Source organism: Bradyrhizobium sp. 62B (assembly GCF_030272265.2).
In the GTDB taxonomy this organism is placed as follows: Bacteria; Pseudomonadota; Alphaproteobacteria; order Rhizobiales; family Xanthobacteraceae; genus Bradyrhizobium.
The window spans coordinates 300501-320223 of the sequence record NZ_CP092841.2; the positions used below are offsets into that span (position 1 = coordinate 300501).

At 64.7% G+C, this 19723-nt stretch carries 22 protein-coding genes and 1 tRNA gene; 10 read left to right on the forward strand and 13 right to left on the reverse strand.

Annotated features, from left to right (window positions below; all coding sequences use genetic code 11):
- Positions 1-51: 51 nt before the first annotated feature.
- Positions 52-127: transfer RNA gene (locus ML401_RS01420), tRNA-Ala, on the reverse strand.
- Positions 128-345: 218 nt separating this feature from the next.
- Here ML401_RS01420 and ML401_RS01425 point away from each other — a divergent pair.
- Genes ML401_RS01425 through folD form a run of 3 tightly spaced genes read left to right on the forward strand, consistent with a single transcriptional unit; the run spans position 346 to position 1917 of the window.
- The gene (locus ML401_RS01425) at positions 346-636 is read left to right on the forward strand and encodes a YggT family protein (protein WP_007598721.1); all 291 of its coding nucleotides are present in this window, start codon (positions 346-348) and stop codon (positions 634-636) included.
- A 15-nt stretch (positions 637-651) separates the two neighbouring features.
- Complete coding sequence (locus ML401_RS01430) at positions 652-1023, forward strand: DUF167 domain-containing protein (protein ID WP_194405347.1); 372 nt, start codon at positions 652-654, stop codon at positions 1021-1023.
- 9 nt (positions 1024-1032) lie between these two features.
- A complete protein-coding gene (gene folD / locus ML401_RS01435) occupies positions 1033-1917 on the forward strand; it encodes a bifunctional methylenetetrahydrofolate dehydrogenase/methenyltetrahydrofolate cyclohydrolase FolD (protein ID WP_212064644.1) in 885 nt (294 codons plus the stop codon).
- A gap of 146 nt (positions 1918-2063) precedes the next feature.
- On the opposite strand, the gene ppa is transcribed toward folD, so the two are convergent.
- Together ppa and ML401_RS01445 are read right to left on the reverse strand one after the other, a co-directional pair.
- Positions 2064-2600, reverse strand: a complete 537-nt coding sequence (gene ppa / locus ML401_RS01440; RefSeq protein ID WP_194405349.1) for an inorganic diphosphatase — start codon at positions 2598-2600, stop codon at positions 2064-2066.
- A 211-nt stretch (positions 2601-2811) separates the two neighbouring features.
- Positions 2812-3321: a GNAT family N-acetyltransferase gene (locus ML401_RS01445; RefSeq protein ID WP_194405350.1), complete on the reverse strand. Its 510-nt coding sequence runs from the start codon at positions 3319-3321 to the stop codon at positions 2812-2814.
- Between the two features lie 267 nt (positions 3322-3588).
- Between ML401_RS01445 and ML401_RS01450 the strand changes: the two genes are divergently transcribed.
- The 4 genes from ML401_RS01450 (at position 3589) to ML401_RS01465 (ending at position 6750) form a co-directional block, all read left to right on the forward strand.
- On the forward strand, positions 3589-4488 hold the full coding sequence (locus tag ML401_RS01450; RefSeq protein WP_285809306.1) for a dienelactone hydrolase family protein: 900 nt from the start codon (positions 3589-3591) through the stop codon (positions 4486-4488).
- Entirely contained in the window at positions 4485-4952 is a 468-nt protein-coding gene (locus ML401_RS01455) for a DUF2269 domain-containing protein (RefSeq protein WP_285809308.1), read from the forward strand. Before ML401_RS01450 ends, ML401_RS01455 begins: the two co-directional genes overlap by 4 nt.
- A gap of 8 nt (positions 4953-4960) precedes the next feature.
- The gene (locus ML401_RS01460; RefSeq protein WP_285809310.1) at positions 4961-6280 is read left to right on the forward strand and encodes an SDR family oxidoreductase; all 1320 of its coding nucleotides are present in this window, start codon (positions 4961-4963) and stop codon (positions 6278-6280) included.
- Between the two features lie 62 nt (positions 6281-6342).
- Positions 6343-6750 (forward strand): thiol-disulfide oxidoreductase DCC family protein, encoded by a 408-nt coding sequence (locus ML401_RS01465; RefSeq protein ID WP_211415135.1) that lies wholly within the window; start codon positions 6343-6345, stop codon positions 6748-6750.
- A 65-nt stretch (positions 6751-6815) separates the two neighbouring features.
- Here ML401_RS01465 and ML401_RS01470 read toward each other — a convergent pair whose 3' ends face one another.
- From ML401_RS01470 to ML401_RS01500, 7 genes are all read right to left on the reverse strand, one after another.
- Positions 6816-8060: an NAD(P)/FAD-dependent oxidoreductase gene (locus ML401_RS01470; RefSeq protein ID WP_285809311.1), complete on the reverse strand. Its 1245-nt coding sequence runs from the start codon at positions 8058-8060 to the stop codon at positions 6816-6818.
- Positions 8061-8263: 203 nt separating this feature from the next.
- Positions 8264-10090: a translational GTPase TypA gene (gene typA, locus ML401_RS01475; protein ID WP_194405356.1), complete on the reverse strand. Its 1827-nt coding sequence runs from the start codon at positions 10088-10090 to the stop codon at positions 8264-8266.
- A gap of 239 nt (positions 10091-10329) precedes the next feature.
- Positions 10330-10611, reverse strand: coding sequence for a hypothetical protein (locus tag ML401_RS01480; RefSeq protein WP_212064633.1), 282 nt, complete (start codon positions 10609-10611; stop codon positions 10330-10332).
- On the reverse strand, positions 10608-10835 hold the full coding sequence (locus ML401_RS01485) for a hypothetical protein (RefSeq protein ID WP_194405358.1): 228 nt from the start codon (positions 10833-10835) through the stop codon (positions 10608-10610). The genes ML401_RS01480 and ML401_RS01485 overlap by 4 nt, the downstream gene beginning before the upstream one ends.
- Positions 10832-12277, reverse strand: coding sequence for a radical SAM protein (locus ML401_RS01490; RefSeq protein WP_285809313.1), 1446 nt, complete (start codon positions 12275-12277; stop codon positions 10832-10834). Before ML401_RS01490 ends, ML401_RS01485 begins: the two co-directional genes overlap by 4 nt.
- Positions 12274-12990, reverse strand: a complete 717-nt coding sequence (locus ML401_RS01495; protein WP_285809314.1) for a prolipoprotein diacylglyceryl transferase — start codon at positions 12988-12990, stop codon at positions 12274-12276. Before ML401_RS01495 ends, ML401_RS01490 begins: the two co-directional genes overlap by 4 nt.
- 52 nt (positions 12991-13042) lie before the next feature.
- Positions 13043-13807 (reverse strand): Crp/Fnr family transcriptional regulator, encoded by a 765-nt coding sequence (locus ML401_RS01500; RefSeq protein ID WP_194405361.1) that lies wholly within the window; start codon positions 13805-13807, stop codon positions 13043-13045.
- 178 nt (positions 13808-13985) lie between these two features.
- Between ML401_RS01500 and ML401_RS01505 the strand changes: the two genes are divergently transcribed.
- Entirely contained in the window at positions 13986-14369 is a 384-nt protein-coding gene (locus ML401_RS01505) for a response regulator (RefSeq protein WP_249156530.1), read from the forward strand.
- Positions 14370-14404: 35 nt separating this feature from the next.
- On the opposite strand, the gene ML401_RS01510 is transcribed toward ML401_RS01505, so the two are convergent.
- Entirely contained in the window at positions 14405-15946 is a 1542-nt protein-coding gene (locus ML401_RS01510; protein ID WP_285809315.1) for an alkaline phosphatase, read from the reverse strand.
- 211 nt (positions 15947-16157) lie between these two features.
- Positions 16158-17603: a TAXI family TRAP transporter solute-binding subunit gene (locus ML401_RS01515; protein WP_211415129.1), complete on the reverse strand. Its 1446-nt coding sequence runs from the start codon at positions 17601-17603 to the stop codon at positions 16158-16160.
- A 152-nt stretch (positions 17604-17755) separates the two neighbouring features.
- Here ML401_RS01515 and ML401_RS01520 point away from each other — a divergent pair, with 152 nt between their 5' ends.
- Together ML401_RS01520 and ML401_RS01525 are read left to right on the forward strand one after the other, a co-directional pair.
- Positions 17756-18046 carry a 4a-hydroxytetrahydrobiopterin dehydratase gene (locus tag ML401_RS01520; RefSeq protein ID WP_194405365.1) on the forward strand — a complete coding sequence of 97 codons (291 nt, stop codon included), beginning with the start codon at positions 17756-17758 and terminating at the stop codon, positions 18044-18046.
- Positions 18047-18148: 102 nt separating this feature from the next.
- Positions 18149-18535, forward strand: coding sequence for a YkvA family protein (locus tag ML401_RS01525; protein ID WP_259218423.1), 387 nt, complete (start codon positions 18149-18151; stop codon positions 18533-18535).
- Between the two features lie 114 nt (positions 18536-18649).
- Here the strand turns inward: ML401_RS01525 and ML401_RS01530 are convergent, their stop codons facing one another.
- Positions 18650-19624, reverse strand: a complete 975-nt coding sequence (locus ML401_RS01530) for an NADPH:quinone oxidoreductase family protein (RefSeq protein WP_212064620.1) — start codon at positions 19622-19624, stop codon at positions 18650-18652.
- Positions 19625-19723: the final 99 nt, after the last annotated feature.

Genomic DNA, 19723 nt, shown 5'->3' on the forward strand with positions numbered 1-19723 from the left:
TTTCGCTACGAAAGGGCTTGCCGAGCCGAAGCAGGCGCAGCCTGCGAAGGCTGGTGGAGCCAGGCGGGATCGAACCGCCGACCTCGTCATTGCGAACGACGCGCTCTCCCAGCTGAGCTATGGCCCCTTTGCTGGCCGCTCTGGTAAACGCGGCCGACAACCGGGCGCCATTTAAGTCCCCGCCAAGGTCAAGTCAAGGACGGGTGTCACCCGGTTTTAGCCATTCGGGGTGCCGACTTCCCTTGTTTGGGCGGGGGGGAACCGATATCTAGCAAAAGGCGTCACTTCCGCCCGCAGCCAGTCTTCAAAAGCCGCAGTCTTCAAAAGCCAGAGCCCTGAAAAATCATGCGTGCCGTTCTCGACATCGTCATCATCGTGCTCGACCTCTACGTCTGGCTGCTGATCGCGTCTGCGATCCTGTCCTGGCTGATCGCTTTCAACGTCGTGAACACCCGCAACCAGTTCGTGTCGGCTGTGGCGGAGTTCCTGTACCGAATCACCGAGCCGGTGCTGGCGCCGATCCGCAATTTCCTGCCCAGCCTCGGCGGCCTCGACATCTCGCCGATCATCCTGATCCTGCTCATCATGTTCATCGAGCGGGTGATCCTGTACTACATCTACCCCAATGTAATCTGAGCGGGCTGGAGCGCCTTGGTCGCGAACGAAGCTCGCAAGCAAGCTCACAAGGAACCTTGGCGCTACGGGGCCTCCGGTATCAGCATCGCGCTGCGGGTGACGCCGCGCGGCGGTCGCGACGACATCGACGGGATCGAGCAGCTGGCCGACGGCCGCAGCGTGCTCAAGGTGCGGGTGCGCGCCATCGCCGATGGCGGCGAGGCCAACAAGGCCGTTCTGGTCCTGCTGGCGAAATCGCTTGGCGTGCCCAAGGCCAGCGTGAGGCTCCTGTCGGGAGCCACCTCGCGGCTGAAGCAGATCGCGGTCGACGGCGATCCGGTGCGGCTCGGCGAAGCCCTGCGCCAGCTCGTCCAGGCCAAATCGGCTGACGCCAAATCGACAGACTGAGGAACTGACATGACCGCCAAAATCATCGATGGGAAAGTCATCGCCGCGGAGCTTCGGGCGCGCGTCGCCGAGGAGGTCGCCCGGGTCAAGCGCGAGCACAATCTGGTGCCGGGTCTCGCCGTGGTCCTGGTCGGCAGCGACCCCGCCAGCGAGGTCTATGTCCGTTCCAAGCACACCCAGACCCAGGCCGCCGGCATGGCCTCGTTCGAGCACAAGCTGCCGGCCGACGTTTCGCAGGCAGATCTGCTGGCGCTGGTCGCAAAGCTCAATAGCGACCCGGCCGTGCATGGCATCCTGGTGCAGCTGCCGCTGCCGAAGGGGCTGAACACCGAAGCCGTCATCAACGCCATCGATCCCGCCAAGGATGTCGACGGTCTGCATCCGAACAATGCCGGCCGGCTCGCCGGCGGCTTCCAGGCGCTATCGCCCTGCACGCCGCTCGGCTGCATCATCCTGACCAAGAGCGTGCATGCCTCGCTGGAAGGCATGAACGCCATCGTCATCGGCCGCTCCAATCTGGTCGGTCGCCCGCTGGTGCAATTGCTGCTGAACGAGAACGCCACGGTGACGATCGCGCATTCGCGCTCGCGCGACCTGCCCGGCCTCGTGAAGCAGGCCGATCTCGTCTATGCCGCGGTCGGCAAGGCGGAGATGGTGCGCGGCGACTGGCTGAAGCCGGGTGCGACCGTGATCGATGTCGGCATCAATCGCATCCCCAAGGAAGACGGCAAGACGCGCCTTGTCGGCGACGTCGCCTATCAGGAAGCGCTCGGGGTTGCCGGCGCCATCACGCCGGTGCCGGGCGGCGTCGGTCAGATGACGGTGGCCTGCCTGCTGGTGAACACGCTGCGCGCGGCCTGCGCGATCGCCGGGCTGCCGAAGCCGGCGGTGTAGGCGAACTCTCGTGTCCCGGACGCGGCGCGGCATGCAATGACGCGTCGCAGAGCCGGGACCCAGTTTCGTTGCGCCATGTATTGGCATTGGGTCCCGGCTCTGCGCAGCAGCGTTTCACGCTGCGGCGCGTCCGGGAAACCAAGAACTCAGCCCTTCTTCTTCTTCTCGCGATCCATGCCTTCGAGGATCAGCTTGTGCGCTTCCTCGGGGCCGCCCCAGCGTAGGATCTTCACCCATTTGCCCTTCTCGAGATCCTTGTAGTGCTCGAAGAAGTGCTGGATCTGCTGCAGCGTGATGTCGGGCAGATCGGAGTACGACTTCACCTTGTCGTAGCGCTGCGTGAGCTTCGACGACGGCACCGCCAGAATCTTCTCGTCGCCGCCGGCTTCATCCTCCATGAACAGCACGCCGACCGGGCGCACGCTCATGACGGCGCCGGGAATGATGGCGCGGGTGTTGACGATCAGGACGTCGCAGGGGTCGCCGTCATCCGACAGGGTGTGCGGGATGAAGCCGTAGTTACCGGGGTAACGCATCGGCGTGTAGAGGAAGCGGTCGACCACCAGCGTGCCGGCCTCCTTGTCCATCTCGTATTTGATCGGTTCGCCGCCCACGGGGACTTCGATGAGGACGTTGACTTCGTGCGGTACGTTCTTCCCGATCGAGATCGCATCGATACGCATTCAAGGCTCCGTTGTTGCCGAGGTAAAATCGCGCCCGGCAGCCGATTTTGGCGCTGTCATACGCGGGCTTGGCCCGCTGATCCATCGCGTTTTTGTGAAATAATGAATCCGGAAATCACCGGCGCGAAGGCGAACGGTATCGACGGAAGGGGGACGGCTGCCGCTTAGGCTTTCAGCAGCTCAATTGGTCCAAATTTGGTTGGTCCAGATCTTAATTGGTCCAGGCGAAGGCGACCTTGTCGAGCGCCTTCGGCCCGAACCGCTCCGACGAGCGCGCCACCATACGGCCGCCCAACGCCCGGTAGAACTCGGTCGCCGGGTCGTTGTCCGAGAGCGCCCACACCACCATGCTCTTCAGCCCGCTCTGCATCAGGTCGCGGCGGGCGGAGGCGAACAGGCGGCGGCCGAAGCCGAGACCCTGGAATTCCGGACGCAGATAAAGCTCGTAGATCTCGCCGTCGAAATGCAGGCTGCGGGCGCGGTTGCGACCGTAATTGGCATAGCCCGCGATCTTGTCGCCGAACACGAGCACGCTGACGCGGCTGCCCTTGCGGATCGCGCTGTCCCACCATTGCGGGCCGCGGCGGTTGATGAGCTTTTCCAGCTCAGCGCCGGGAATGATGCCCTGATAGGCGGAACGCCAGGCTTCGTCATGAGTGGACGCCACCGCAGTTGCATCTGCAGCTTTGGCCGGCCGGACCTCGATCAGGGTTGTGCTCATGGACGCAATCAAACCAAGTCGCCGCGTCGGCGGCAAGACCTATCGTTAATTATCGGTTAACGTGTGGACTTTGTGCATCAGTATCTAAGCCATGTTGTGCCGAAAAAAGACAAGACGCCAACTGAAATGGCGCCGGCACGCCGTGCGTCGGTGCAAAACTCCAGCTGCGGCAATGAATGAGCGGCAATGGCGACGCAGAAATTCCGCCCATCCTGATTCGTTCCTACTAGTGTGACTGTCGCAATTCGCCTTCGCCCTCGGCCATTCATGCGGCTCCTCAACACCATCGCGCTCCTGCTTCTGCTGGCCACGCTGACTGCGCCGCCTCTGTGCGCTCAGGTCACGTTCGGCCCATCGGGCGAGGAGGGCGAACCGCTGCGCCGACAAGAGTGGCTGGTGCCGTCGCCGGATACCGACATTGCCGCGCATGCCCTGCTGTTTCGCCCCGCCGGCACAGGTCCGTTCCCGCTTGCGGTGATCGCGCACGCCTCGACGCAGAACGTCTTGCGTCGTGTGCAGATGCCGCAGCCGGAATACCGCTCGCTTGCAGCCTTCCTGGTCGCGCGCGGCTTTGCCGTGCTGGTGCCGGAGCGGCTCGGCCATGGCGCGACCGGCGGCCGCTATGTCGAGGACCAGGGCGGATGTGACGAGGCCGATTATGCGCGTTCGGGCCGTGCAACGGCCGAGCAAATCCGGCTCGCGCTGGAGCATTTGCGAAAGCAGGATTTCATTCGCAAGGAAGCCGCCATCGTGATCGGCCATTCCGCCGGCGGCTGGGGCGCGCTGGCGCTCGCCAATGCCGATCCGAAAACCATTTCCGCGATTGCCGTATTCGCGCCGGGGCGCGGCGGCCATGCCAATGACGAGGCGACCAAAATCTGCGCGCCGCACACGCTGCTTGCCGCTGCCGCGGAGTTCGGCAAGGCTGCGCGCGTCCCCGTCACTTGGCTCGTTGCGGCCAATGACAGCTATTTCTCGCCGTCATTTTCGAAGGCGCTGGCCGATGCGTTTCGCGGCAGCGGTGGCAAGGTCGATTTTCGCACCTTGCCCGCGGTCGGCGGCGAGGGGCATTGGCTGATCGAGAGCCAGGCCGGTGTCAAAGCCGCAGGCGACGCGCTCGCGCGCGTGCTGAACCCGTCGAAGCCCGTGGCGACCAAGAAGCCATGACGCTGTATTTCCTGGTAAAATATCTGCACGTGCTCGGCGCCATCGTCATCCTTGGCACCGGAAGCGGCATCGCCTTCTTCATGCTGATGGCGCATCGCACGAACGACGTGGCGTTCATTGCGCGCACGGCGTCGGTGGTGGTGGTCGCGGATACGATCTTCACGCTCTCCGCTGTGCTCTTGCAGCCGCTGACGGGCGGGCTGCTGATGATGCTCTCTGCGACGCCGATCACCGAGCAATGGCTGCTCGCCTCGCTCGCGCTCTACGTCGTCGCAGGCCTGTTCTGGATCCCCGTCGTGTTCATGCAGATCGAGATGCGCGATCTCGCGCGCCAGGCTGCCGATCAGCGCGCCGCCTTGCCGGAGCGCTACTTCATCCTGTTCCGCCGCTGGTTCGCATTCGGCTTCCCCGGCTTCGGCGCGACCATGCTGATCCTGTGGCTGATGATCGCAAAACCGTTTTGAGAGGCGCAATGAGTGAGCGAACCATTCTGGTGCTCGGTGCCTCCGGCCTGATCGGTCGCTTCGTCACCGATGATCTGCGCGCGCGGGGATTTCGTGTCGTCGGCCTTGCACGCAGCCTGTCGCCGGCGCAAAGGATGAGCGCGCGGGACATCGAGCTGCCGATCCTCGCGCTGGATGCCGCAGCTCTGGCGCGGCTCCTGCGCGAGCGTGAAGCCGACGTCGTCGTGAATTGCCTCGGCGTGCTCCAGGACGGACCTGGCAGCGATACGGGCGCCGTGCATCGCGATTTCGTCGCGCGGCTGCTGGCGGCGATCGGCGATAGCGGTCGCGCAATCCGGCTGGTGCACATCTCGATTCCGGGAACGGCGGAGGCCGACCGCACCGCCTTCGCGACGACCAAGCGCGAGGCCGAGCGCTTGATCGCCGCCTCCGGCATTCCACATGCTGTCCTGCGGCCCGGCTTCGTCGTGGCACCGTCAGCCTATGGCGGCAGCGCCATGCTTCGCGCGCTCGCCGCCTTTCCGCTCGATCTGCCGGCCAAGGAGATGGCAACGCCGTTCCAGCCTGTCGCGGTGGAGGATATTTCGGCCACCATCGCCTGGCTCGCCACGCGCGACATTGGCGATGCCGCCGTGACCGCGGTGAGCTGGGATCTCATGCAGGCTGAGCCTGTCGCGATGGCCGCCGTCATCGGGCAATTCCGCCGCGCGTTCGGCACATCCGGCTGGCTCCGCATCGCGATGCCGGCTTTCATGCTCGATCTCGGGGCCAAAATCGGCGATCTCGCCAACACTCTCGGCTGGATTCCGCCGATGCGCTCCACGGCCATCGCCGAGCTTCGCCGCGGCGTGACGGGCCATCCCGCCGCCTGGATCGCCGCGACCGGCATCACGCCAAAGACGCTGGTTGAGACGATCGGCCGCCATCCTGCCACCGTCCAGGACAAATGGTTCGCGCGCCTGTTCCTGGTCAAGGCGTTGATCTTCGCGAGCCTGGTCGCGTTCTGGCTCGTCTCCGGCTGCATCGCGCTGTTCGTGTCCTATCGCGCCGCCGCCGGCATCCTGACGGCGCACAATTTTCCACCGGCGCTGGTCGATCCCATCACCATCGGTACCAGCCTGATGGACATGAGCATCGGCGTGCTGATCGCCTTCCGCCGCACCGCGGCAATCGGGCTCGCCGCGGGTATCATCGCGTCGCTCGGCTATATGGTCGGCGCGGCGATCCTGACGCCAGATATCTGGATCGAACCGCTCGGTGCGCTGGTGAAGACGGGACCGGCGATCGTGCTGATGCTCGTCGCACTGCTGATGCTGGATAACCGGTAGCGTCTTCGAGCGAAGTGGAATTCCGGCTTCGCGTGAAGACAACGCGTCAAAAAGAGAGTCTGATGAGTAGATGGCCCGACGATGACGTGATCCTGTTCGACGGCGTCTGCATCTTCTGCTCGCGCTGGGTGCGGTTCGTGGCGAAGCGCGATACGGCGAGGCGGTTTCGCTTCACGCCGATCCAGTCGGATTATGGCGCCCGGCTCGCGCGCACCTTCGGCATCGATCCCCATGATCCCGATACCAACGCGGTCGTTCATGGCGGGGAGGTCTTCATGAAGTCCGATGCCGCGCTGACGGTGCTGTCGCAGCTTCCAGGCTGGAGCTGGGTGCGCGCGTTGTTCGCCGTGCCGAAGCCGCTGCGGGACGCCGTCTATAGCCTCGTGGCGCGCAATCGCTATCGCATTTTTGGGAAGTACGACGCGTGCTTCGTGCCGGATGCGGACTTGCGAGCGCGGGTGATCGAGTGACGCGACAGCGGCGCCACATGATTGGTGTCGTCCCGGCGTTCCCCAGGACGACATTGGCAGGGAGGCTAGCGCTTTCCGATTGCAGCCAGCACTTCCCCAGCAGCGCGCTCCCCGCTGTCCCTCGCCCCGTGCGCAGTCGTGAAGAACTCCGGCGAGGTCGCCTCGCCGGCAAAGAACAGCCGTCCATCCACCGGCGCTGCCAGCACCGCACGATCGCCGGCGTGGCCGGGCAGCGCGTGCGAATAGGAGCCGCGCGCGAAGGGGTCGTGCGCCCAGCGCGACTCGTACAGCGGCTTCAGCTTGCGCCTGATATCATTGCCGAGAAAGCCCGCGATCTCGCTGATCGCCTGCGCGGCGATGGCGCCTTCGCCGGAATCCTCCAGCGCGCGGGCAAAGCTGCCGCCGAAAAAGCCTTCGATGCAGGGCTGGCCGAACGGGCGGATGTGATAGGTGCCCATCTCGGTGCGCATGGTGGCGCCGCGCAAATTGCCGTCCTTCGGAAAAGCTTCAGCGCCCTCGAGCGCCAGCATCACCTTGTCGTCGACGCCGAGCGGCAGGCCGGCGGCAGCATTGACCTTGGACGGCAGCGGCGGTGAGAAGCGCATCGTCTCATCGGCGATCAGATTGGTCGGCACGGTGACGATCGCCTTGTCGGCGGTCAGCGTGCCCTGCGATGTTTCGATGCGGATGCGCCTATCGGAATGATCGATCAGGGTGACGTTGCAGCTCAACGCCACCGGGCAGGGCGCGCCGTAGGCCGACACAAGCGCGCCATAGCCGCGGCGGACGCGCCAGTTGAGGCCGGTGTCCTCGTAGGCGTCCCAATCCAGCGTCGACATGTCCTTGAGCTCGCAGCCGTTGATGTAGGTCGAGATCGCGTCGATCATGGGATTCCAGCGATTGCCCACGTCGAGGCTCATGCTCGCGGGCTCGTCCTTGCCTTTGTGCGCGGCCTGCCAGAGGCGCTCATAGAACGCGTCCATCGCGCGCATGAAATCGTCGCGCTCGACTTGCGGAAACGCGTTGCCATAGGCGCGCTCGCGCCACGGCGGCAGGTCCTTGTTGAGATCGAAACCGAGCTGCTGCGCGATGGGGACGAAGGAGTTCTTGTCTGCCGAATGCAGCCAGCCGCAGCCGACGTCGAAGGTGACCTCGGGCGAGGCCTGCACCGTCCAGGCCCGCCCACCGAGCCTGTCACGCGCCTCGAGCACCATCACCGAGAGGCCGGAGCCCGCTAGCGCATGCGCCGCGCCGAGGCCGGCGGCACCGGCGCCGATGATCGCGACGTCGACGGAGGAGGGAAGCGACATGGGTGGGCTCTAGCACGTTCGCTGGGTGTGCTGAAGCCGGACGGATATGCCGATCTCGTGTCCCGGACGCGGTGCGGCGTGTAACGCCGCTCCGCAGAGCCGGGACCCAAGGTGATGTGCAGGAGGGTAGAACGTCTGGGCCCCGGCTCGGCAGCGCACCGCTATCGCGCTGCGCCGCGTCCGGGGCACGAGAGAGAGGTGGCTTACGCCACCGCTTCCTTGGCCTTTTCCGCGCGCTTGCGCTCGTTCGGGTCGAGGTGCTTCTTGCGCAGGCGGATCGACTTCGGGGTGACCTCGACGAGCTCGTCGTCCTCGATATAGGCGAGCGCCTTTTCCAGCGTCATGCGGATCGGCGGGGTCAGGCGCACGGCTTCGTCCTTCGACGTCGTGCGGATGTTGGTGAGCTGCTTGCCCTTGAGCACGTTGATCTCGAGATCGTTGTCGCGGGTGTGCTCGCCGACGATCATGCCCTTGTAGACCTTCCAGCCCGGCTCGATCATCATCGGGCCGCGATCCTCCAGCTTGAACATGGCGTAAGCCACCGCTTCGCCCTGATCGTTGGAGATCAGCACGCCGTTGCGGCGGCCCTGGATCTCACCCTTGTACGGCGCATAGCCGTGGAACAGGCGGTTCATGATCGCGGTGCCGCGGGTGTCGGTGAGCAGTTCGCCCTGGTAGCCGATCAGGCCGCGGGTCGGCGCGTAGAACACCAGGCGCTGGCGGTTGCCGCCGGAGGGCTTCATCTCGATCAGCTCGGACTTGCGCTCGCTCATCTTCTGCACGACGACGCCGGAATGCTCCTCGTCGACGTCGATCACGACTTCCTCGATCGGCTCGAGGGCGCCGCCGGTGGCTTCGTCCTTCTGGTAGACGACGCGCGGACGCGACACCGAGAGCTCGAAGCCCTCGCGGCGCATGGTCTCGATCAGGATCGCGAGCTGCAATTCGCCGCGGCCCGAGACTTCCATCGCGTCCTTGTCCGCGGCTTCCACCACGCGCAGCGCGACATTGCCTTCGGCCTCGCGCAGCAGACGGTCGCGGATCATGCGGCTCGTCACCTTGTCGCCTTCGGTGCCGGCGAGCGGGGAGTTGTTGACGATGAACGACATCGAGACGGTCGGCGGATCGATCGGCTGTGCCGGCAGCGGCACCTCGACGGTCGGGTCGCAGAAGGTGTCGGCGACGGTGCCCTTGGTCAGGCCCGCGATGGCGACGATGTCGCCGGCTTCGGCTTCATCGAGCGGCGTGCGCTCGAGGCCGCGGAAGGCCAGGATCTTGGTGATGCGCCCGGACTCGACCAGCTTGCCCTCGGCGTTCAGCACCTTGACCTGCTGGTTCGGCTTGAGCACGCCGGATGAGATGCGGCCGGTGATGATGCGGCCGAGATAGGGGTTGGCTTCCAGAATGGTGCCGATCATCTTGAACGGACCCTCCTCAACCTTCGGCGGCGCGACGTGGCGCAGGATCAGGTCGAACAGCGGCTCCATGCCCTTGTCCTTCGGACCCTCCGGGCTGTCGGCCATCCAGCCCTGCTTGGCCGACCCGTAGAGGATCGGGAAGTCGAGCTGCTCCTCGCTGGCATCGAGTGCCGCGAACAGGTCGAACACCTCGTTGATGACTTCAGTCGGGCGCGCGTCGGGCCGGTCGACCTTGTTGATGACGACGATCGGCTTGAGGCCGACCTTGAGCGCCTTGGAGACCACGAACTTGGTCTGCGGCAGCGGGCCTTCGGCGGCGTCGACCAGCACCAGGGCGCCATCCACCATGTTCAGGATGCGCTCGACCTCGCCGCCGAAATCGGCGTGGCCGGGGGTGTCGACGATGTTGATGCGGGTGTCTTTCCACTGCACCGAGGCCGCCTTGGCCAGAATGGTGATGCCGCGCTCGCGCTCCAGATCGTTGGAGTCCATGGCGCGATCCGTCACCTTCTGGTTCTCGCGGAACGTGCCGGACTGCTGGAGGAGCTTGTCGACGAGGGTCGTCTTGCCGTGGTCGACGTGGGCGATGATGGCGACGTTACGAAGATTCATGGATGAGCTTCTTTGCGGTCGAACAATGGGTTAAGCGCGATCTCGCCGGTCAGACCGGGACCTCTTCTCGAAACAACGCTGGAAGACTGGAAACGGGGCGCTTTCCGCCCAAAAAGGAAGCCCGGCCATATCAGACCGGGCGCCTTACGCGTTGCGGCGCAATATATGCAAAAACGGCCAAAAAACAATGCGTTCTTTGGGCCTTGGTTGACTGAATTTTGTCCGGGAATCCCCGGGGGTTAGCCCCCGTTGCGGGCCGGCGGGGCCTTTCGGCCCACGATGGCCGCCCAGATCATGACGACGCCTCCGATGCCGATGACCAATCCCAAAAAGACCAGCGAGGCGATGTCGGAGGGGATCTGGCCACCCTCGACCACCGACATTCCGCCGAACAGGAGCGCGCAGAGTCCCGGCAGCAGCATGAAGATCCCGGCGATCGCCATCAGCGCGGTCAGGCAGCCGCTGCGCGGTTGCTGGATCTGTGGAGGCACTGCCGGTGGGGTGGGGCTGGAATCGCTCATGGTCTCTTTCTCGCTGCCCTGATCAACATCACGCCGGCAAAGGCCACCAGCATTGCAAGCACGAGGACGGGGATGAAGCGGGTGTCGAAGTGTGACGACTGGGTCTGGTCGAAGGCAAAGATCAGGGCGCAGATGCCGGGCAGCAGCAGGATCACCCCGCACATTACCATGAACGCGGTGACACATCCGCTCCGCGACGCTGGAGGTGAAGGCGTCTCGCTCAACGCGGCATCTCCTCACGCTGCCCGGCGTCCCGATAGGTCTCGCCGGCCAACTCGGCGCGGATGCCGTCGATCTTGCCATTGCGGTAGAACAAATTGTAGGTGTCGAACGGAATGATCGCCCCCTGCTCCGTCACGAAATGGATGCAGCTACGCTTGACGTTGCCGACGCAGAAATTGAAGTGGTCGAGGAACTGCACGATGGTGACGCGGAAGACGTTCTCGTAAGACAGCCCATCCGGCACCTGGAAGCTCGGCAGGCAGCACAAGAGTTCGCAGACGCGCTCGCTCGTGTTGAGCGGGCCCGACGACAGCGAGAACAGATCGACGAATTTTTCCCGCAGCACCGGGTATTTCTCCGGGCTTATCGTGTTGGGCATCACCGCGACGAGTTGCTCCTGCGGGATCAGCGAGGTCAACGGCAGCACCTTCTCGCCATTGCGCAGGCCATAGCCGATCGAGATGCTCTCGGGATTGCACGGCAGCGGGATCATGTCCTTGTCGCCGAACACGCCGGTTTCGATCACGCGCTTGCGGATCTCCGACAGCATGATGCGGTCGGTCTTCGCGTCGAAATCGTCGTTGCGGCCGGCGTCCTGCACCGGCTGCAGCGTAACGCCGCGCACGCATGTCCAGGTGAGCGCGTGGCGAACGATGTCGCCGATCTCGGCATCGTTGACGCCGCGCTTGATGGTCGCCACCAGCGTGGTCGATACGCCAAAATGCTCGAGATTTTCCAGCGCCTGCTGGCGGATCTTGCGCAAGTCCGCGCCGCGCAGATTGATGAGCGCGTCGCGCTGCAGCGAATCGAACTGGAGATAGACCTCAAGGCCACGCTTGTTCTCGGCCAGCCGCGCCACGAAATCCTTTTCGCGGGCGATGCGCAGGCCGTTGGTGTTGATCATGGCGTGGCGGATCGGGCGGGCGCGCACGGCGTCGAGGATCGCGAAGAAGTCCGGATGCAGCGTCGGCTCGCCGCCTGAGATCTGCACGAGATCGGGCTCGCCCTCGCTCGCGACCAGCGCGTCGAGCATTTTTTCGATCGTCGCGAGCGGGGTGAATTTCGTTCGCGCCGGCGAAGATTCCGCGAAGCAGACCGGGCAGGTGAGGTTGCAGTGCTCGGTGATCTCGATCAGCGCCAGGCAGGAATGCTGCTCGTGGTCGGGGCAGAGACCGCAATCATAGGGACAGCCGAACTCCGTGCGCTGCTGGAATTGCAGCGGCCGGTCGCCGGGCTTGATGAAGTCCTTGCACAGGCGCCAATAGGCTGCGTCCGTCGAGACCAGGGTCGACTGGACACCGTGCTCCCTGCAACGCTTTTCGTACCAGATCTCGTTGTCCAGGATCTGGATCTTGGTCGGCACCAGCTTCAGGCAGGTCTCGCAGAGAGATTGGGTCTGGCCCCAGAAAATATAGGGGCGCGATCTACGCAACGGCGCGTTCATGCAAGTAACTCATTCTGCAAGGGTCTCGCTTTGGGCGTCGTCGCCAGCATGACGCCGGCGTAGAGCAGGATGGACAGCGACAGCAGGTGAAACAGGGTGAGGGGGCCGATCAGCGCGCCGTAGGGCTTGAGGAATTCCCATAGAAAGCGTTGCGCTCCATAATAGGCGAGCGCCAGGTAGAAACCATTGGTGATTACAAACGCGTTCCGGTTCAAGACTGCCAGCACATAGATGAGGGCAAACACGGCCATGGCCGCGCTCTCGTAGAGTTGCACGGGATGACGCAGAACGCCGTCGCCGAAATCATGGCCCCAGGGCAGCGATGTTGGCGTGCCATAGGTGAAGTCGTCGAGGCCCGCGAAGTAGCAGCCGAGCCGGCCGATTGCGATGCCGACGGCCAGCGGCAGCGCAAACCGCGCGCCGGTGCGCAAGGCGATGCCGGCCGTCCATTTGTAGAGCTCGATCGCCACGATGCCGCCGGCAAGCGCGCCCTCGACCGAGCGCGCAATGCCGCTCTGGCCCGACAGCCAGAGATTGGCGGAGCCGAACAGATAGGCGCCGAGGCCGGCGCCGAACACCAGCGCGGCGACATACGGCAGCTGGAAGGATTGCGCTGGAAACTGCAGGCGTTGTCGCGACAGCCACCAGACGGCGGCGGCCGCCGCCAGCCACGCCAGGATGTCGAAGATAGTGTGCAGCAAAGCCCCGCTCATGCCGGGGATACTAGCGCAGGTTCAGGCGGTGCGGGATAGTGGGAAGAAGCCGCTACCCGGCCTCCCGCTCCTCGGTCGGGTAGACGCCGCGCAGCACCTCTTCGAAGTGCATCTTCACCGCGTCGTTGCACAGGCAGGCGCGAAGCCTCAGGCCGTCGCGGTTGAGGACCAGGATCGAGCCGCGCCGCGTGTCGAGAATCCGTTCTGCCTTGAACGACTGAAGCACGCGGCTGGCATAGGAGCGGCCAACGCCGAGCAGCGTCGCAAGCTGCTCGTGGGTCAGCGGCACGCTGCTCTCGTCGCCGGTCCGCTCCATCGCCGCCAAAATCCATTTGGCGGTGCGCTGCTCGATCGAATGGATCGCGTTGCAGGCGGTCGACTGGAAGATCTGGGCCAGCATGCAATCGGCATAGCGGGCGAAGATGTTGCGCAGCGACGCCGAGCGCAGCTTGGCCGCTTCCAGCTTGGCGACATGAATGCGCGCGAACGGCCCGCCGAATTTCACGCAGATCCGGGTATAGGCCGGCAGGTATCCCTCGCTGACGATGCCGCCCACCGCGCCCTCGCGGCCGACCAGGATGGTTTCGACGTCGCGGCCGTCCTCGTTGGGAACGAGAAAGGTTGCGAGCGCCGGTCCGCAGGGGAAGTGGACGACCTGGACGTCATCGCCGGGACTGTAGAGCAATTGATTGGCCGCGGCGGTCTCGACCGTCACATGCGGCGCAAGCAGGGCGTAGTCCGCCTGGCTCAAACGCCGCAACAAATTGTTGGCCGGCCGGCTCTCGGCCTCGATTGTCTTGCCGATACGCGCATCCATCGTGAACTCCCATCCTCCTCCCTACCCTAGCGAGTTCCGTCAAGGTCCTGTGTGCACAAGTGGACAGACTAGGAAACGGCGATGTGGTGGGTTTCGTTCCGGGAACCCTCCGATGCGCTGTGCGCAGGCATCGTGTCGCGGCTGTCCTGATCCAAAACCCCCGCACCAAGATCCGATCATGACACCCGTAGTTCCCGATGGCACAGGCTGGCCGGCTGACGTTCTGATTGTCGAAGACGACCCGATCATCGCGATCGATTTCGAGGACCGGCTGCTCGGCTTCGGCGTGACGAATGTGCGGACTGTCGGCTCGGTAACGCAGGCACTGACCGCCATTGCGGAGCGTGCGCCGGACTTCGCGCTGCTCGATGTCGAGCTGATCCGTGAGACAAGCTTTGCGGTCGCCGAGCGGCTGGTCGCGCTGAAGATCCCGTTCGTCTTCGTTACCGGCTACGGTGCCGAAGCGCGCATTCCGCCCGAATTCTCCGGCCAGGCCCGGCTGCAGAAGCCCTGTTCGAGCGACGCCCTGGAGGCGGCGCTGAAGCTGCGCGCCACCGAATAGAAGCGCTTTCCAGCGACGGAAGAGGCCTCCGGCGGTCAGCTCTGCTTCGGATCGAGCGTGGTCGACCACAGCGCGACATCGGCGCGGTCGCGCAGCGTTACCGTCATCTGGCCGGAGGCGCCGTCGATCTTGACGTGACCGAAGAACTGCATGCCGGCGGACGGCGGCAGGTTCTGGCTGTCCTTGCCCGGCGCCTTGACGAAGCGCACCTCGGGTCCAAAGGTGTTGTCGAGCGCGGCCGGACCGAATGTGCCGGCATGCAGCGGGCCCGAGACGAATTCCCAGAACGGCTCGAACTCCTGGAATTGCGCCTTGTTCGGATCGTAATAATGCGCGGCGGCGTAGTGCACGTCGGCGGTCAGCCAGACCGTGTTGCTGATCGGCGCCATCTTGATGAAGCGCAGGATGTCGGCGATCTCGAATTCGCGGCCGCGCACCGGACCGTCGCCTTGCGCGATGGCTTCCGAGCCGCCTTTCGGCGTGTCCGACACGACGAGGCTCAGCGGCATGTCGGAGGCGATCACCTTCCAGGTCGCGCGCGAATTGATGAGGCCGCGCTTCAGCCAGGTGATCTGCTCCGGCCCGAGGAAATAGCTGGCGGGGCCGTATTCCGTTTCCAGATTCGGGCCGTTCGCGCCGCGATAGCTGCGCTCGTCGAGCACGAACACGTCGAGATGCGGGCCGTAGGCAATCTGGCGATAGACCCGGCCGGGCTCGTTGATGCTCTCGCGCAACGGATACATCTCGTGGAAGGCGCGGCCCGCGCGCGCGGCGAGCAGCGGGATATTGCGTTCCTTGTAGGCCGCCGGCAGCTCCTTCGACAGTGACCAGTTGTTGGTCACCTCGTGGTCGTCCCACTGCACGAAGATCGGCACCTCGGCATTGAAGGCGCGAAGATTGCCGTCGGTGAGATTGTATTTGTGCGCGGCGCGGAACTCGTCCAGCGTTTCGGCAACCTTGGCCTTCTCGGGAATGGTGAGATTCTTCCAGATCTTGCCGTCGGCGAGCTTGACCTCGGATGCGATCGGGCCGTCGGCGTAGATGGTGTCGCCGGAATGCAGGAAGAAGTCCGGCCGGTGCTTGCGCATCGCCGAGAAGGTGAACATGCCGCCGTCGTCGGGGTTGATGCCCCAGCCCTGGCCCGCAACGTCGCCGCCCCACACGAAGCTGACGTCGCGGCGGTCGGCCGGCGCGGTACGGAAACGGCCGACGACCGCCTCGCCCTCGACCGCGCTGTGCGAGAGATCGCGGAAGCGGACGCGGTAAAAGATGTCCTGTCCGCCCGGCAGGTTCTCGATCAGCATCTTTGCGGTGAAGTCGCTCTCGGGGAGCGCCGTGATCGGCGGCAGCGCCCGGGCATTCTTGAAGGACTCGGTCGTTGCCACCTCGACCAGCATCTGCGCGGGCCGGTCGGTGCGTGCCCACACCACGCCGCCATCGACCGTGACGTCGCCCGACTGGACGCCGTGCGTCACCGCCGGCCGATCGGCCGCGCGCGACAGATAGGGCATCGCGATCGTGCCGAGCGCACCGGCGCCGGTGGCGAGGAAGCGGCGGCGGGAGAATTTGATGTGCATGGAGGAGGGCTCCAAATCCGAGCTTGCAGAAGAGGCAGTCATTCCGGGGCGTGCGTAGCGCGAGCTATGGAGCGCAATTGCGCACCTGAGAATCCAAGTCTCCTCGCGAATGCGGCGCGATGGACTCCGGGTCCGATGCTTCGCATCGCCCCGGAATGACACGAGGAGCTATATTGAGGCAATGTGACGCAGCGATTACGCGCGCGAGGGCTTACGCGTTGCCGGCGGCCCGGAACTGCGCGCCCGCGCGTTGCAGGTTCTGCGGTAGGCTGAACAGCACCGTCTTGCGGTCCGCGACAGCGGCGTGGAACTGATCCAGCGCGATGTTGAAGGCAGTGAGCGAGCCCTCCTCGATCGCGCCGTGATCGAAGCAGCGCAGCGTATCGCGCAGGATCTCGTCGGCCTCGGCCTGCATCTGGTCGAGCTCCTCGGTCGTCTCGCATTTGCGCGCGGTCGCGATCATGTCCAGCAGCCGTTCGCGCAGATGGCTGTTGTTGTCGCGCTCGTCCTTCTTCAGATAGCCGGCGAACCAGGCGCCGATCGAGCCCATGGCGGAGAGCGCCATCAGGCCCCACCAGATGTAATCGCTGTATTTGTCGAGGAAGGTCTTTTCCTCGCCGTCGACGAAGGCGGCCGCGCCGGGATGTACCGGGATCACCGCATCCTTGTCGGTATCGGGCGTTTCGATCTTCGCCGCGAGCGGGAATTCCGCCACCAATTGCTGGCGCACCGCGAAGAGCTGGCGTGTGAATGCCGCGATGGTGGTTTCGGACACGCCTTTGCGCGCCACGATGTGGTGCGAGAAGCTGACGGTCTTGACCTCGTCCTCGGGGCGGGCCGGCGAGCCACCATAGGTGCCGGCGGGAATCTCGGATGCTTCGTAGACCGGATGGTTCTGCGCGATCGCGTCCGCCGAATCGATCGCGATGAAGCTGGGCGCGCCGAAATCCTTGGTGGTGGCGGCGATCGCATCCGCCGTGATCTTGCTGTTGACCGGGCCCGCCGCGAGATAGACGTCAGCCTTCTGGCCCTTGATCGCCTCGGCAACTTCGTTGGCCGGGAATTGCACGATCTCGACCTTGGCGGGATCGACGCCGTATTGCTGCAGGATCACCTTGAGCAGATTGACGTTGGCCTGGGTGCGGCCGACCACGCCGACGCGGTGGCCGGCGAGCTGCGAGATCTTGGTGATCTTCGCGCCGCGCTTCTTGCCCTTGCCGGGCACCGACCACAGCACCACGACGTTCTTGCGCAGGGTCGCGACCGCTTGCGCGTTCTTGGGAACATCGACGTCGCCGCGCACGATGGCGAGATCGACCTTGCCTTCCGCGAGCGCATTTGCGCTGGCCGTGGCGCCGTCGGTCTGGATCGGCCGCAGCCGCACCTGGCTCTTGTTCTGCGTGAAGGCCTGCGTCAGCGCCTGCACGACCTTGACGTCATCGCTGTTGGCGGGACCGACCGCGATCCTCAGCGCAAAAGGCCGCATCGCGAAGTAATAGCCGCCGGCGAGCGCGCCGACGATCGCGAGCACGAATGCGAGAGTCACCAAGGCCGTCTTCCGCGCCGTGGATCGCGGCGAAGGCGGAGGGGGCGCTTCGGCCAGGTCCAATCCCCCGGTCATCGATCTCCCAAACAGGCGCTTGAGGCTCAGTTTCATCTTGGCCGGCGATTTACGCCCACAATTGTAGCAAATTTCTTGTCCGGCGGGGTTACATCTCCGTCATGGTTAGCGGATGCCGGAAATCCCCGTATGAACCCGGGCGTCAGCACCGTGTTAGGGTAAAGTTCCCCTGAAGAACGGAGATGACCATGGCAGAACGGCTCTCGGCGGAGGCGCGCAAGCAGGCTTTGGGTGGATTGCCCGGCTGGACCGAGGTTCAAGGCCGGGATGCCATCGCCAAGACCTTTATCTTCAAGGATTTCAACGAGGCGTTCGGCTTCATGACCCGCGCCGCGCTGGTCGCCGAGAAGATGGATCACCATCCCGAATGGCGTAACGTCTACAAGACGGTGGAGGTGGTGCTGTCGACCCACGACGCCGGCGGCGTCACGGCGCTCGACGTCACGCTGGCCAAGGCGATGAACGCGATCGCAGGCTGAGACCCTACCGGCGTCTTGCAGGGACCGGCCACATCCCCATCTTGTGATCAACCAGGATGCGGCGGTCCGCCGCTTCGGGGCTGAACGGGGAGTTTATCGAACATGGCTGCCGAACACAGTGTCGGTTTCGAGCCGGCCGATCGGCTCGCGGAAGATCGCGAGAGCGTGCGCCGCCGCTTCTGGCGCAAGCTGAAGCGTGGCGCCTCGCATCTGCCATTCGCCGAAGACCTGCTTGCGGCCTACTATTGCGCGTTCGACCGGCAGACGCCGCGCCACGTCCAGGCCTCGCTGCTAGGGGCGATCGCCTATTTCATCCTGCCGTTCGACTTCGTCGCCGACGTGATGCCGATCCTCGGCTTCGCCGACGACGCCGCCGTGCTCGCCACCGCCATCCGCATGGTCGCCGGCCACATCACGACCGAGCACCGCGAAGCCGCCCGTGCCGCGCTGAAGCGTGGGGTGGAGGAAGGGGACGCGGAAGCGGCGTAACAGCTGCCGTCTCGGCCACACCCACCATTGTCATTCCCCGCGAAGGCGGGGAATCCAGTACGCCGCGGCCCTTCGTGGCGATGGCGTCGCGACACTATTCGCCACGGCATGACCTCACGGATGCAAAATCACCTTGCCCATGGCCTGGCGTCCCGCAAGCACCTTCAGCGCGTCAGCGGTCTGGGCCAGCGGGAAGGTGCGGTCGACATGCGATGAGATCTTTCCTTCCGCCGTCCACTTCACGAGCTTCTCGAGATTGGCGCGGTTCTTCTCCGGATTCTGCCGGGTCCAGGCGCCCCAGAACACGCCGCGGATGTCGCAGCCCTTCAGCAACGCGAGATTGAGCGGCATCTTCGGAATGTCGCCGGCGGCAAAGCCGATCACGAGGAAGCGGCCTTCCCAGGCGATCGAGCGCAGCGCCTGTTCGGCATACGCACCACCCACGGGATCGAAGATGATGTCGACGCCCTTGCCGCCCGTGAGCTTGCGCAGGCCTTCCTTCAGGTCCTCCTTGGCGTAATTCAGCGTCAGCTCGGCGCCGTGCGCTTTGGCGAATTCGAGCTTCTCGTCCGACGAGGCGCAGGCGATCACCTTCAATCCCATCAGCTTGCCGAGCTCGCAGGCGGCAAGGCCGGTGCCACCGGCCGCGCCCAGCACTGCGAGCGTCTCACCCGGTTTCGGGCTGGCGCGATCTTCCAGCGCATGCAGCGCGGTGCCGTAGATGATGATGATGCCGGCGGCGCGGTCGTAATCGAGATTGTCGGGGATCTTCACGATCGAGGCCGCAGGCAGCGCGATCTTCTCGCGCGCGCCGTTGTGGCCGCAGGAGGCGACGACGCGATCGCCGACTTTCAGATCGCTCACACCAGCGCCGATGCTCTCGATCACGCCGGCAACTTCAGCGGCCGGCGAGAACGGAAACGGCGGCTTGATCTGATACTTGCCCTGGATCATCAGGATGTCGAAGAAATTCAGCGCCGCGGCTTTGATCGCGATCACGGCCTCGCCGGGACCCGCCACCGGATCCGGCACCTCGGCCATCACGAGATCGTCGGGCTGGCAATATTGCGAGCAAAGGATGGCTTTCATGGCGGCACCTGAAGCGTTTCGAGTGGAATTATAGTTGGGCCGTTTCTGCCGGATTTAGCCGCGGGCGACAATCCGGATTCTTTGTCTGCGGCGACGCAC

Coding starts and splice junctions, on each gene's coding strand:
- ML401_RS01425 (WP_007598721.1), top strand. CDS start 346: ATGCGTGCCGTTCTCGACATCGTCATCATCGTGCTCGACCTCTACGTC.
- folD (WP_212064644.1), top strand. CDS start 1,033: ATGACCGCCAAAATCATCGATGGGAAAGTCATCGCCGCGGAGCTTCGG.
- ppa (WP_194405349.1), bottom strand. CDS start 2,600: ATGCGTATCGATGCGATCTCGATCGGGAAGAACGTACCGCACGAAGTC.
- ML401_RS01445 (WP_194405350.1), bottom strand. CDS start 3,321: ATGAGCACAACCCTGATCGAGGTCCGGCCGGCCAAAGCTGCAGATGCA.
- ML401_RS01450 (WP_285809306.1), top strand. CDS start 3,589: ATGCGGCTCCTCAACACCATCGCGCTCCTGCTTCTGCTGGCCACGCTG.
- ML401_RS01455 (WP_285809308.1), top strand. CDS start 4,485: ATGACGCTGTATTTCCTGGTAAAATATCTGCACGTGCTCGGCGCCATC.
- ML401_RS01460 (WP_285809310.1), top strand. CDS start 4,961: ATGAGTGAGCGAACCATTCTGGTGCTCGGTGCCTCCGGCCTGATCGGT.
- ML401_RS01465 (WP_211415135.1), top strand. CDS start 6,343: ATGAGTAGATGGCCCGACGATGACGTGATCCTGTTCGACGGCGTCTGC.
- ML401_RS01470 (WP_285809311.1), bottom strand. CDS start 8,060: ATGTCGCTTCCCTCCTCCGTCGACGTCGCGATCATCGGCGCCGGTGCC.
- typA (WP_194405356.1), bottom strand. CDS start 10,090: ATGAATCTTCGTAACGTCGCCATCATCGCCCACGTCGACCACGGCAAG.
- ML401_RS01480 (WP_212064633.1), bottom strand. CDS start 10,611: ATGAGCGATTCCAGCCCCACCCCACCGGCAGTGCCTCCACAGATCCAG.
- ML401_RS01490 (WP_285809313.1), bottom strand. CDS start 12,277: ATGAACGCGCCGTTGCGTAGATCGCGCCCCTATATTTTCTGGGGCCAG.
- ML401_RS01495 (WP_285809314.1), bottom strand. CDS start 12,990: ATGAGCGGGGCTTTGCTGCACACTATCTTCGACATCCTGGCGTGGCTG.
- ML401_RS01500 (WP_194405361.1), bottom strand. CDS start 13,807: ATGGATGCGCGTATCGGCAAGACAATCGAGGCCGAGAGCCGGCCGGCC.
- ML401_RS01505 (WP_249156530.1), top strand. CDS start 13,986: ATGACACCCGTAGTTCCCGATGGCACAGGCTGGCCGGCTGACGTTCTG.
- ML401_RS01510 (WP_285809315.1), bottom strand. CDS start 15,946: ATGCACATCAAATTCTCCCGCCGCCGCTTCCTCGCCACCGGCGCCGGT.
- ML401_RS01515 (WP_211415129.1), bottom strand. CDS start 17,603: ATGAAACTGAGCCTCAAGCGCCTGTTTGGGAGATCGATGACCGGGGGA.
- ML401_RS01520 (WP_194405365.1), top strand. CDS start 17,756: ATGGCAGAACGGCTCTCGGCGGAGGCGCGCAAGCAGGCTTTGGGTGGA.
- ML401_RS01525 (WP_259218423.1), top strand. CDS start 18,149: ATGGCTGCCGAACACAGTGTCGGTTTCGAGCCGGCCGATCGGCTCGCG.
- ML401_RS01530 (WP_212064620.1), bottom strand. CDS start 19,624: ATGAAAGCCATCCTTTGCTCGCAATATTGCCAGCCCGACGATCTCGTG.